Origin of the sequence: Sphingomonas nostoxanthinifaciens (assembly GCF_019930585.1) — a bacterium.
GTDB lineage: Bacteria > Pseudomonadota > Alphaproteobacteria > Sphingomonadales > Sphingomonadaceae > Sphingomonas_I > Sphingomonas_I nostoxanthinifaciens.
In genome coordinates this window covers 2,860,658-2,873,121 of record NZ_CP082839.1, presented here as the reverse complement: position 1 = coordinate 2,873,121, position 12,464 = coordinate 2,860,658, and the positions used below count along the sequence as shown (strand labels likewise).

Genomic DNA, 12,464 nt, shown 5'->3' with positions numbered 1-12,464 from the left:
TCACCCTCTCCTGTCTTGTCCGACTCTCCGGTCGGGACAACAAAACCGCCAGATTGTTCATCTGGCAGCAATATAACGGTACGCTACCGCATCGGTCTGTCAACTGGCATGTGTCGATATGTTGCTGTTTCCATCGTTGCGTTTCAAAGATGTCACGTCAGGATATCTCGGCATCAGGGCGTTGCAGGCAGACAAAAGTGGGAGCTCTTGAGGAAGATCAAGGCCTTACTGTTTTAGTATACAATATCTTGATCTTCGCCGATTTGGACCGGCTTTGCGTCGATGGTTCGATCGTCTACGAGATCGCCTCGATCAGCAGCTTATGTCGGACTGTTGGCGCGCATCGGGAGAGGCGGGATGGAAGCCGGGGCGGTCAAGCGGGTCGTCATTGCGGGCGGCGGCACGGCCGGGTGGGTCGCGGCGGCGGCGCTCGTAAGGCATCTCGGCCCCTTGCTCTCGATCACGCTCGTCGAGTCCGACGAGATCGGCACGGTGGGCGTCGGTGAATCCACCATCCCGACCGCGCGCAGCTTCCATAATCTGTTGGGCATCAACGAGCCGGTCTTCGTCCGCGAGACCCATGCCACCTTCAAGCTCGGCATCGCGTTCGAGAATTGGCGGGCCGAGGGGGATCGCTATTTCCACCCGTTCGGCTCGGTCGGGCGATCGGTGTGGATGGGCGACTTCCAGCATTTCTGGCTGGAGGCGGCGGCGCGCGGTTTCGCCGCACCTTATGGAGCCTATTCGCCCGAACAACTGGCGGCGGAGGCCGGGCGCTTCAGCAACGATCCCGAGGCGGGCCTCGCTTATGCCTATCATCTCGACGCGACGGCTTATGCGCGCTTCCTGCGCGGCCTCGCCGAGCCGGCAGGCGTCCGTCGGGTCGAGGGGCGGATCGAGCGCGTGACGCGCGACGGCGAGAGCGGCTTCATCACCGGCCTCGAGCTCGCCTCGGGCGAACGGGTCGAGGGCGATTTTTTCATCGATTGCACCGGCTTTCGCGCGCTGCTGATCGGCGAGACCTTGGGGGTGTCGTTCGAGGATTGGGGCCAGTGGATCGCCACCGACCGCGCGTTGGCGGTGCAGACCGAGTCCGTCGGGCCGCCCGTGCCTTACACGCGCGCGATCGCATATGGAGCGGGCTGGCGGTGGCAGATCCCGCTACAGACGCGCGTCGGCAACGGCCTCGTTTATGCCAGCGCCGATTTGTCCGACGACGAGGCGCGCCAGCGTCTGCTCGACGCGCTCGACGGTCGGCCATTGTTCGATCCGCGAGCAATCCGATTCCGGACGGGCATGCGGAGCAGCGCATGGTCGCACAATTGCGTCGCGTTGGGGTTGGCGGGCGGCTTCATCGAGCCGCTGGAGTCGACCAGCATCCATCTGATCCACGTGGCGGTGACGCGGCTGCTGCAATTGTTTCCATTCCACGGCATCGACGACGCGATCGTGTCCCGCTTCAACGCGCAGGCGACGCGCGAAGGGGAGGGCATCCGCGATTTCATCATCCTGCACTACAAATTGACCGAGCGCGCCGACACGGCCTTCTGGCGGCGTTGTCGCGACATGGCGATCCCGGACACGCTGACGCAGCGCATCGCGCTCTTCGCCGAGAGCGCGATGGCCTATCAGGCCGGGGAAGACCTGTTCCGGGTCGATTCATGGGTGGCGGTGATGCTGGGGCAGGGGATCCGCCCCGCGCACTGGCACGCGCTGGCGCAACTCATGCCCGACGCCGAATTGCGCAAGGCGTTCACCGACCTCGAGGCCGGCGTCCGCGCGCGGGTGGCGAAGCTGCCGCCGCATGAGGCGGCATTCGCGAACTGATCGAGGTGCGCGCCTTAGAACTTCATGCCCATCTTCAAGCCGAAATATTGCGGCTTGATCGGGTAGAGGCGGGCATATTGGCCGCACAGGGTCGGCGCGCACTGGCCGTTCTTGCTGAGGATGCCGCGCTTGTCGAAGGCGTTCTGGATGAACGCCGAGAGCGTGTAATTGCCGAACGCCGTACCGCCCGAGAAATCGAAGGTGGTGAAGCCGCTGGTCGGTCCCAGCACCGCCTCGCCCGCCGTCGTCAGGTATGAGGTGGTGCCGCTCTGGTGGCTGACGCTCGCCTGCACGAAGTCGCGCAACTCGCCCGTCTTGAACTCGTAGCGGGCATTGCCGTTGATCTTGAAGCGCGGATTGACCGGCAGGCGCGTGCCGGACGGCGCGAGGATAGTGCCGTCGCTGCCGGCGAAGTTCGACGTCAGCTTGGCGTCGGCATAGGTGCCCGACGTCGACAGCGTCAGGTGGCGGAACAACGTCCAGCTGATGTCGCCTTCCACGCCGCGCGATCGCGCGCTGCCGGCGTTGACCGTGTAGAAGATGCCGAGCAGGCCCGGCTCGCTATACTGCACCTTGCTCCAGTCTTCCCAGAACAGCGCGCCGTTGAAGCGCAGCGTGTGGTTGAACCAGCTCGTCTTCCAGCCGACCTCGTAATTGGTGAGCGTATCGGCCTGATAAGGCGGCAGGCTCTGCAGCTTGCCCAGCGCGAACGCATCGCGATTATTGCCACCGGGCCGGAAACCGGTGGAATAGGTGAAATAGACCATCCGATTATGGTCGATCTTCCAGCTCAGATTGACCTTGTGGGTCTCACCCGACTGGACATATTTCTTGTCGACGTTCGGGCAGCCCTGCACCGTCAGCGGCTGGCAGCCGTTCGTCGCATTCTGGTTGGTGATGCTGCCGCTCGTTCCGGAAAAGCCGGAGAGGGTGTTGTTCGCCATGAAACCGCGGATGCCGGCATTCAGCGTGAGGTTCGGCAGGATGTCGTAGGCGGCCTCGGCGAACATCGCATAGTCGCGGTCGACGCGGTGGATCGAGGTGTAGAAGACGTCGTCCTGCGGTGCGCCGGGGATGGGCGAGTTGAACGCGACCGATGCGGTGCTGAGCCCCGGCAGGATATAGTCGGCGGTGCGCTGGTCGGTCTGGCGCTGCATGAACGCCCCGGCGGTCAGCCGCAGGCGATAGTCGGCGGGCGAACTGATGCGCAGTTCGTGGCTCTGCTTGGTGTAGCGATCGTGGCCATGGATGATCTGGGTCGGATCGAGATCGTTGCCGGCCGCGTCCTTGTAGTAATTGTAATCGGTGTAGCTGTCATAGGCGACCGAGAAGTAGGAATAATCCTGAACCTGGTCGACCGTGCGCTGGAAGTATGATCCGGAATAAGTGACGTCCCAGTCACTCACCTTGCCCTGCAGCGTCATCGACGCGAGATACCAGTGGTCCTTGTCGTAATCGGGCGTGAAATCGTGCACGGCGAGATCGCCGACGCGCGGATCGTAGAGGAAGGTGCCGTTGGTCTTCAGATGCTGGTAGATGATGCCCGGCGTCATCGTCCAATTATCGTTCAGGTCGACCTTCAGCGCGGCGCGGCCGCCATAGGTGGTGGCGGTGTTGAAGTTGTTCTTCGCGAAGTGCGAATTGTTGGGATAATAAGGCGAGTTGACGACGCTGCCGTCGTCCAGCGTGTGCGGTCGCTGATAGGGCTGGTTGTAGAGATAAGTGCCGGTGGTCGGATCCTGCACGATGCGGCCGGTCACCGCGAGATTGTCGATATAGCCGCCCTGACGCTCGTAGAAGCCAACGACGCGCAGCGCGATATTCTCGTTCAGCGGGATGTTGATGAAGCCTTCGGCGGTGCCACCATAGCCGCCGGGCCCATATTTATCGCCCTGCACGTCGATCGCGCCGTAGAGGCGCGACGTATCGGGCTTGTTGGTGATCAGGCGCAACGTGCCCGACAGCGACGATGCGCCGTACAGCGTGCCCTGCGGACCCGACAGCGCCTCGACGCGCGCCATGTCGTAGGCGTGGATGTCGACCGATCCGGCGATCGTCGTGACAGGCGTTTCGTCGATATAGAGGCCCGTAGTCGGCAACGGGCCCGAGGCGAGGCCGTCGCCGCCGGTGACGATGCCGCGGAAATAGATTTGCGATTGGCCCGGGCCGAACGATTGGTAGCTGACGCTGGGCAGCAGCTTCACATAATCGTCGAGGTTGGCCACCTGATGCTGCGCCAGCGTCTCGGTGCCGAGCGCCTGGATGCTGATGGGCACGTTCTGCAGGCTTTCCGACCGCTTGGTCGCGGTGACGATGATGTCGCCGCCCGACGTTGGATCGGCAGGCGCCGCGGATGCCGTGGCGGGCGAACTGACCGCGGTGTCCGGCGGCCCGGCCTGCTGCGCCTGCGCGGTAGCTGTGAGCATCGTCGTCGCCAGCAGCATCGTCGTCGCGTTGCGCATGCCTTACCCCCTTGGCGTCTGCGGTCGCAGTCGCTTCGGTCACGAAACTTTCATGTTGGGCAGGGCGGCGTCAATGGCGGCTTGTTGCGGCGCAGCAACAGTAAGTTGCAAACCCGACTTCGATGGCTTCAGGGATAGCCCAACGCGTCGCCCAAAGCGGTTTCGAGCGGGCCGAGCCAGGGTGCGAAATGGCGCCATTGGTCGAGCCCGTCGCTGAAGATCGGGCGGCGCACCTGTTCCGAACTCGCCGTCTGCACCGCGCGTTCGGTTTGCCAGAAGCGCAAGGTCGCGGGCTCGAACGGCAGGCCGCATGCGTCGAGCAGCGCGCGTACCTGCCCCTCGGTGTCGCGCACCATGTCCTCGTGGAAAATGCGGTGGATGCGGCCGGGCTGTAGGTCGTCGAAATGCTGCATCATCGCGACATAGTCGGCATAATAATGCCCGAGATCGTCGAGTGCGTAGGTGAATGCCTGCCCGCGCGCGAAATGCTGCTTGAAGTTGGAGAAGCAGCAGGCGAGCGGATGGCGGCGGGTATCGATGATCGTCGCATTGGGCAGGATCAGCCGGATCAGGCCGATATGTGCCCAGTTGTTCGGCATCTTGTCGATGAAGAAGGGCCGGTCGGTCTTGCGGTGGATGCGCGTGCGGGCGAGATAGTCCTCGCCGAGCGTGCGCAGTTGTTCGGGCGACAGGTCCGCCAGCGCTTCGGGGTAAAGCGACGGATCGCTGCGCAGCGTCCGCCCCGACAGGCGATGCGCGATCGCCTGGATGTCGGGCAATTCGCGCGTGCCCTCGACCATCGAATGGCTCGCGAGGATCTGCTCGACCAGCGTCGAGCCCGAGCGCGGCATGCCGAGGATGAAGATCGGCGCGGGATCGGATGCGCCTTGTCCTTCGCGTGCGGCGAGGAAATCCGGGGTGAACAAGACACGGCTGCGCTCGACCAATGCGTGCGTCTCGTTCGGATCATAATCGAGCCGCTGGCGGCGCAGGCGGTTGCCATCCGCATAATGGCCGAACGACGCTCCCCAATCGGCGGCGTCCTCATAGGCCTTGCCCAACGCGAAATGGAGGTGGAAGCGATCGTCGGGCGACAGGCCGTCGCCCGCCAGCGCCGCCTCCATCGCGGCGATGTCGGCCGCTTCCAGTTTCACCGTCTTAAGATTGGCGAGGCTCCACCATGCCTCGCCCAAAGCGGGGCGGAGCGCGATGCTGCGGCGATAGGCGGCAATGCTGTCGTCGCGCCGGCCGAGCGTCTTGAGCGTGTGGCCGTAGCTCATCCACATCGTCGGATTGTCGGGCCGCCCGTCGAGCGCCTGCCGGAAGGCGCCGAGCGCCGCATCATAGGCGCCGATCCCGCCCAGCACCGCGCCCATCAGATTGCGATAGGCGGGATTGTCGGGCTCGGCCTCCAGCAGCCGGTCGAGCTCGATCAGCGCGTCGGGTGCGCGATGCTGGCGGTGGAGCACGATCGCCAGATTGTAGCGGGCGGGCGCGAAGCCGGGTGCCAGTTCCAGCGCGCGGCGCAACAGATTTTCGGCGTCCGCATTGCGACCGAGCCGCCCGGCGAGTTCCGCCAGCATCCGCATTGCCGCGACGTCGGTCGGATGCTCGGCAAGGTGCGGTTTCAGCAGCCGTTCGGCCACCGGCAAATCATGCCTCGCGAGCGCATTGGCGGCGTGGCGGAGCAGCGGATCGTACACCGCCTCGACGATGGCGCGGGCGTGAGCGCGGTCGGCGGCACCGGTGTCGTCGCGTGCGTGGTGAAGGTCGCCGAGCGCGCGCCACGCCTCGGCCAGATGCGGATGGTCGGTGGTCGCGCGCTCCAGCAGAGGCAAGGCATCGTCGCCGCGCGCGTGCGCCGCGGCCGCACGCGACAGCAAATCATGGGCATGGGCAAGGTTGCCACGCGGATCGGGATGCGCTGCCATCGCCCAATCAGGGCCGGCCGTCGGCCCCAAGTCAAGCGCCGAGGGTCAGAAGGTGGGCGGCAGCTCGGCGCTCGGCAGCTTTGCGCCGAGGATGCGCGCCAGCGACGGGGCGATGCTGCGCATGTCGATCACGCCGAGGTCGCCATGGCGCGCGAGCGCAGGGCCGGCGACGATCAAGGTCGAGCGCATCTCCGGCAGATCGGGCAAATAACCGTGCATGCCGTGGTAGGATGAGGGCGTGACCATCGCCGCGGCGGGATCGTGCCCCGTCTCGAAGCCCGGCTTCATCGCGATCATGAAGCTCGCCTCGGCCGGGCCGCCGCGCCGGCGCACCTCGGCCTCGTCGAGGATCGCGGCGATGCCGTTGGCGGGATCGGCGGCGATCGCGGCAAGCACGCCCGCCACCTTCGCCCGCAGCGCCGCATCTTGCGGCCGCGCGAGCACGATCGCGGCGGTGCCGCCAGCAATCCACGGCTCCGCTTCCCAGCCGCTCACCTTGCCGTCGGCGCCGAGCGTGATGAGGCCCGCGCCGATGAACGGCCGAAACAGGTTCACGTCGTGCGCGACCGGCAGGAAGCCGTGATCGGACACGACCGCGATCGTGATGTCGGGCATCGCCTTGCGCGCCGCCGCGACCAGCTCGCCGACCAGCGCGTCGGTGCGCTCGATGACGGCATTGGCCTCTGGCGAGCCGGGGCCGTCATGATGCTCCTGATGGTCGATGCCGGCGAGATAGATGGTGGTGAAGGCCGGATGGTCGCGCGCGAGGATCGCCGCGGCATAGCGCACGCGCACCGCATCGCCCTCGGCCGTTTCATCGATGCCTTGCGCATAGGGGCCGAGTTGCGCCTCCAGCGGTGGCAGCAGACCGGGCGTGGCGAGCGCGGCCATCAGCTTGCGGTCGTCGGCGGTGCCGGTGCGCCAGATCTGCGGCAGATTCTCGTCGACGCCGCGCGCGGCGACGCTCACCGGCCAGTGGATGTTGGCCGTCTTGAGGCCGGCGGCATGCGCGGCCTCCCACAGGGTCGGAACCTTGATGTCGCTCGCATACCAGAACCAGCCGATCTGGTTCTGCACCAGCGGATCGTAGGTCAAATTGTTGCCGATGCCATGCCGGCCCGGTGATACGCCGGTAATGAGCGTGGTGTGGCTGGGATAGGTGAGGGTCGGCAGCACTCCCGTCACGCCGCTGGCATAGGCGCCCTGCCGCGCCAGCGCGGTGAGGTTGGGGAGCTTGAGGCCGCGCGCCTGCGCGTCGATCACCTCGCCGGGCCGGAGCCCGTCGAGCGAGATCAGCAGCACCGGCGAGGCCGGGGCCGCCGCGGCCGTCGCGATCGCGACGACGGCGGCGGCCAGGCGCGCGGCCAGCCTCATCAGAAGCTCTTCTTGAGCGTGACGAACCACTGGCGCGGCGCGCCGACCATGAAGTTGGGATTGTCGGCGTCGAAGCCCGCGCCGTTTACCAGGCCCGAATTGGCGGTGTTGGTGTAGCCGCGCACCTGGACGTTGTTGGTGTTGACCGTGCTGATATACTTCTTGTCGGTGAGGTTGGTGACGCTCGCCTCGATCGAGAAGCCCTTCAGGAAGCCGCCCTCGGTGAAGCGATAGCCCAGGCTGGCGTCAGCGACGAAGCGGCCGCTGGCGACCAGATCATTTTCGTAGGAGAAGTAACGCTTCGACATGTAGTCGCCGCCGATCCGGCCGAAGATGTTTCCATCGTCATAGGCGATCTCGCCCTTGACCATGTTCTCGGGCGCATCGACGACATATTTGCCCTTGGTGAAGGCATAGACGCTGCCATCGGTGTTGACGACGTTATCCTGATACTTGGAGTGGTTGTACGAATAGCTGCCGAACAGCGAGACGGTGCGCATCAGGCGGTAATTGGCGGTGAGTTCCGCACCATAGGCATGGACGCTGCCGACATTGTTCAGGATCGCCGGGTTGCCGGCGATGCCCGAGCCGTTGGCGAAGGCAGCGAGGCGGTTGCTGAAGTCGATGTAATAACCGACCGCCGACGCCTGGAACGGCCCACTGTGGAAGCGCGCGCCGCCTTCGTAAGTCTTCGACGTCTCGGGCTTGAGCTTGCCCGACAGCGCGTTGAAGCCGGCTTGCGTGGTCGAGAACGGACCGGTGGTCAGCGCCGAGACGAAGGCACGCATATTCTCGGTATAGTCGGCGAACAATTCGGTCGAGGATGCGACGTGCAGCACCGCGCCGACCTGTGGCTGGAACCAGTCCTTCGCATCGATCTTGCCGCTGGCGAGCGAACCGACCGTCACATTCGCCTTGTTGTTGACCTTCACGCCCTTCCAGCCGCCGTTCAGGACGAGCATATCGTCGAACAGCTTGAGCGTGTCGGAGACGTGATACTGCATCGTCTCCGTGTCGAAATAGCCCTCATATTGCGTGAAGAAGGGGTTGCTCTGGAAGTCCAGCGCGGCGCGGTTGGGCGAACCGGCGGTCAGGCCGTAATAACGGCGTGCCTGATGGAAGCTGTTGCTTTCGTACCAGCCGCCGACCTCGAGCGTGTTCGGCCCGGTCACGTAGCTCGCCGACGTCACCACGCCGCCGCGATTGATCGCATATTCGGTCGTGCGGAAGGAGAGCGGCGAGGGATTGGTGATCGGGTTGCCGTTCTGGTCGGGCGCGCCGACGGGCGTGGCCGTGTAGGGCGTGAACCACGATCCCTGGCCCTTGTTGTGGTGGAAATAACCCGTGGTCTTCAACGAAAGATCCGGCGTCAGGTGCGCGTCGAAGGTGGTGCCCGCCAGATAATCGTCGCGCAGGCCGCCCGCGTCATAATAAGCGTCGTCGACATTCTGATAGGGCGCCGGGAAAGCGGTGCCGTTCTGGTAGGCACGCGCCAGCTGCTCGGCCAGCGCGTAGTTCGGCTTGGTGTTGTCGATGCGATAGGCGGCGTTCTTGCCCAGCCGGTTGAACAGGTCGAGCGTCAGATCCTGATAATCGGTCTCGCGTCGCGACGAATAGTTGAAGAAGGCCGATAGGCTGCCGAGCGTGCCGAGATCCTGGACCACCTTGGCGTTCGCCTGATGCTGCCGCTGCGGGCCGTCGCCGCGCCACTTGTCGGTCTTGAGGAAGGCGTAGCTGATATAGGCCTTCAGCCCGTTGCCGGTGATGTCGCCGGTGTCGTAGCGCAGATAGGCGCGGTAGGTGCTGTCGGCGCCGTAGGTGCCCGAGGCGGTGATGCCCATCCGCTCGTGCGGCTTGTCGCTGTAGAACTGGATCGTGCCGCCAAGGTTGCTGGTCGAGGGAGTGCCGAGCGCGCCTGCGCCCTGCGCCACGTCGGTGCGGCCGAGATTTTCGGAGATGATCGCGCGGCTGATGTGCAGGCCGTTGACGTTGCCGTAGCTCATGTCGCCCAGCGGCACGTCGTCCAGCGTGAAGCCGAGCTGGTTCTGGTTGAAGCCGCGCAGCGAGATGCGCACCGCCCATTCGTAGGCACCGAACGCGTCGGCTGCCTGGAACTGCACGCCCGGCAGCTTCTCGATCGCCTTCAGCGGGCTGGTGCCGGGGGGCAGCATCGCGATGTCGGCGGACGTGATCGACTGGACCTGGCGGCTGCGGCCGAAGCCGAGCACGACGATGTCGTCGGCCGGCGTCGCAGCGGCGGCGTCGTCGATGGTCGCAGGCGCGGCTGCGGCCGGGGTCTCGGCGGCGTTCGGGCCCTGCGCGAAGGCCGGCGTCGCGGCGAGCAGCGCGGCCAGCGCCACGCCTCCGGCGAGCCTGGAAAGGTTGGTGTCGGCCATGTTGAAGTCCCCGTTTTGATTGCTTGGGGGTGTCCGTGCCGCCGGAGCGTTACGCCTGCGTGACGAGCCCGCGACGGTTCGATGACCGCCTGGCGAATGGCAGAGGAGCGTGGCCGAAGGACCGCAGCGATGCAGCAAAGGAGCGCGGCGGCCTGTCCAGATGGACCGCCGCGCTCCTCCCCTGTTGAGCGCCGGAAGCGAGCTTCCGACGTGTCGGCCCTTAGCGGGTTAGGCTTTTCAACCCTTTAAGGAGAACGGTTATCGCCGCTTAATCCCTGATGGGATTGACGCAGTTAGTGGCCGTCAGCACCTCTCGGGCGCAGACTATAAAAGGTTGGCCCGTTCAACAGAGTCGCCGAACGGTCACATCCGATGTGGATAACGCCCGTTAACGGAGAAGGACCGATCATGGCGACGACGGCTAACCTGCAGGGCGAGCGTCAGAAGACGCACGTGCCCCTCGATCACAAGGTGCATCCCGGCGCCACGATCGGCTTCTTTCTCGTGCTGCTGGGTGGGCTGATCTATGCCGGCACCAGCATCTTCCTCGATACGCAGAAGGTGGGCGAGCCGCTGGCGATCGGCGCCTTCGCGTTTCTCGGCGTAGCCCTGCTGATCGCGCTCGGCTTCGAGTTCGTGAACGGCTTCCACGATACCGCTAACGCCGTCGCGACCGTCATCTACACCCATTCGCTGAAGCCGGTGTTCGCGGTGATCTGGTCGGGCACGTGGAACTTCATCGGCGTGCTCGTGTCGACCGGGGCGGTCGCCTACAGCATCATCACGCTGCTGCCGGTCGAGCTGATCCTCAACGTCGGCAGCGCCGGCGGCTATGCCATGATCTTCGCGCTGCTGATCGCGGCGGTGACGTGGAACCTCGGTACTTGGTATTTCGGCCTGCCGAACTCATCGAGCCACGCGCTGATCGGTTCGATCCTCGGCGTCGGCCTCGCCAACCAATTGCTGTCGAGCGGCCCCGGCGGTACGTCGGGCGTCGAGTGGAGCCAGGCGGAGAGCGTGCTGCTGACCCTGCTGGTCAGCCCGATCATCGGCTTCGTCGGCGCGATGCTGCTGATCTGGGCGATGAAGCGCGTCATTCCCGATCCCCAGCTCTATCGCGAGCCGCAGGGAGAGGCGCCGCCGCCCTTCTACATTCGCGCGCTGCTGGTGTTCACCTGCACGGCGGTGTCGTTCGCGCACGGCGGCAATGACGGGCAGAAGGGCATGGGCCTCATCATGCTGATCCTGATCGGCGTCGCACCGACCGCTTACGCGCTCAATCGCACGATGCCCGACAGTTCGACCCCGGCCTTCATCCAGTCGGCCGCCGCCGCGCAAGGCGTATTCCACGCCAAGGCCAATGGCGCGCATGTCGATCCGCAACAGGCGCGCGCCGTGCTGGAACAGGCGCTGCGTACCCACCAGCCGGACCGGCCGGAAGTGTATGCCGCGCTCGACAGCGTGTCGGGTCAGATCACCGACGATCTCAAGAATTACGGCTCGATCCGCCAGGTGCCGGCCGCGCAGACCAAGAACCTGCGCAACGAAATGTATGTCGTGTTCGATACGCTGCGCCTGCTCAACAAGGATCCGGAGAAGGCGAAGGCCGACTTCCCCAACGGTGACGCGAAGAAGCTCAAGGATTATCAGAGCCTGCTCGAAAAGGGCACGCGCTTCATCCCGCGCTGGGTAAAGGTTGCGGTGGCGCTGGCGCTCGGCCTCGGCACGATGATTGGCTGGAAGCGGATCGTGGTCACGGTTGGCGAGAAGATCGGCAAGACCCACCTGACGTACGGCATGGGCGCCGCGGCCGAGCTGATGGCGGCCTCCACCATCCTGCTCGCCCAGTTCAAGGGCATGCCGGTATCGACCACCCACATCCTGTCGAGCGGCATCGCCGGCACGATGGTGGGTAACGGGGCCGGGCTACAGGCAAGCACGGTGCGCAATATCGCGCTTGCGTGGGTGCTGACCCTGCCTGCCGCGATGGCGATTGCGGGTGTACTCTACGCGCTGTTCATCGGCGTGGTCCACGCGACCGGGCACGGCTGACCTGCCCGGCGGCCCGCTGGACCGGCGTCGCTAGCTTCTGCCGCTCCGCTGCGCGGCAAGGCTGGCGAACGCATCCCAGCGTCGCCGCTCCGAATGGGGCGGATTTACGCGGTACGTGAATGGCTCGATACGCCGATCCTTCGCCGGCAACGTCCGTGCCAGCCACTCGAAGTGCGTTTCGTCTGGATCGCCGTCCGATGGCGGTGGGCCGCCGCGCGGTGGAAAGGAAGCCATCAGCCTAACAACCCGCTGCGCGTGGCTATCGTTCCGCTGGCGATCCGCTGTTCCATGTCTCGCCCGGTTCCGATCTGTCGCATTAGCCTGATGTACATCAAGATTGGCGATGTCTCAGGAAGTTCGCGTCATTGCAAATGCTTCTCTCGCTTCGCGCCCTCGACAAGGGACTGCGGCAGGCCGCCGGA

6 protein-coding genes are annotated in these 12,464 nt (G+C 65.2%); 2 read left to right on the top strand and 4 right to left on the bottom strand.

Annotated features, from left to right (window positions below):
- The first annotated feature begins 357 nt into the window (after positions 1–357).
- Entirely contained in the window at positions 358–1,827 is a 1,470-nt protein-coding gene (locus K8P63_RS13455; protein WP_223796535.1) for a tryptophan halogenase family protein, read from the top strand.
- A 14-nt stretch (positions 1,828–1,841) separates the two neighbouring features.
- On the opposite strand, the gene K8P63_RS13450 is transcribed toward K8P63_RS13455, so the two are convergent.
- The 4 genes from K8P63_RS13450 to K8P63_RS13435 all read right to left on the bottom strand — a co-directional run bounded on the left by K8P63_RS13450 (position 1,842) and on the right by K8P63_RS13435 (position 9,990).
- On the bottom strand, positions 1,842–4,289 hold the full coding sequence (locus K8P63_RS13450; protein ID WP_223796534.1) for a TonB-dependent receptor: 2,448 nt from the start codon (positions 4,287–4,289) through the stop codon (positions 1,842–1,844).
- 128 nt (positions 4,290–4,417) lie between these two features.
- Positions 4,418–6,220 (bottom strand): tetratricopeptide repeat-containing sulfotransferase family protein, encoded by a 1,803-nt coding sequence (locus K8P63_RS13445; RefSeq protein ID WP_223796533.1) that lies wholly within the window; start codon positions 6,218–6,220, stop codon positions 4,418–4,420.
- A gap of 45 nt (positions 6,221–6,265) precedes the next feature.
- The gene (locus tag K8P63_RS13440) at positions 6,266–7,594 is read right to left on the bottom strand and encodes an alkaline phosphatase family protein (protein ID WP_223796532.1); all 1,329 of its coding nucleotides are present in this window, start codon (positions 7,592–7,594) and stop codon (positions 6,266–6,268) included.
- The gene (locus K8P63_RS13435) at positions 7,594–9,990 is read right to left on the bottom strand and encodes a TonB-dependent receptor domain-containing protein (RefSeq protein ID WP_223796531.1); all 2,397 of its coding nucleotides are present in this window, start codon (positions 9,988–9,990) and stop codon (positions 7,594–7,596) included. Before K8P63_RS13435 ends, K8P63_RS13440 begins: the two co-directional genes overlap by 1 nt.
- A gap of 408 nt (positions 9,991–10,398) precedes the next feature.
- On the opposite strand from K8P63_RS13435, the gene K8P63_RS13430 reads away from it, so the two are divergent.
- Positions 10,399–12,042 (top strand): inorganic phosphate transporter, encoded by a 1,644-nt coding sequence (locus tag K8P63_RS13430; RefSeq protein ID WP_223796530.1) that lies wholly within the window; start codon positions 10,399–10,401, stop codon positions 12,040–12,042.
- Positions 12,043–12,464: the final 422 nt, after the last annotated feature.

Coding starts and splice junctions, on each gene's coding strand:
- K8P63_RS13430 (WP_223796530.1), top strand. CDS start 10,399: ATGGCGACGACGGCTAACCTGCAGGGCGAGCGTCAGAAGACGCACGTG.
- K8P63_RS13440 (WP_223796532.1), bottom strand. CDS start 7,594: ATGAGGCTGGCCGCGCGCCTGGCCGCCGCCGTCGTCGCGATCGCGACG.
- K8P63_RS13435 (WP_223796531.1), bottom strand. CDS start 9,990: ATGGCCGACACCAACCTTTCCAGGCTCGCCGGAGGCGTGGCGCTGGCC.
- K8P63_RS13455 (WP_223796535.1), top strand. CDS start 358: ATGGAAGCCGGGGCGGTCAAGCGGGTCGTCATTGCGGGCGGCGGCACG.
- K8P63_RS13450 (WP_223796534.1), bottom strand. CDS start 4,289: ATGCGCAACGCGACGACGATGCTGCTGGCGACGACGATGCTCACAGCT.
- K8P63_RS13445 (WP_223796533.1), bottom strand. CDS start 6,220: ATGGCAGCGCATCCCGATCCGCGTGGCAACCTTGCCCATGCCCATGAT.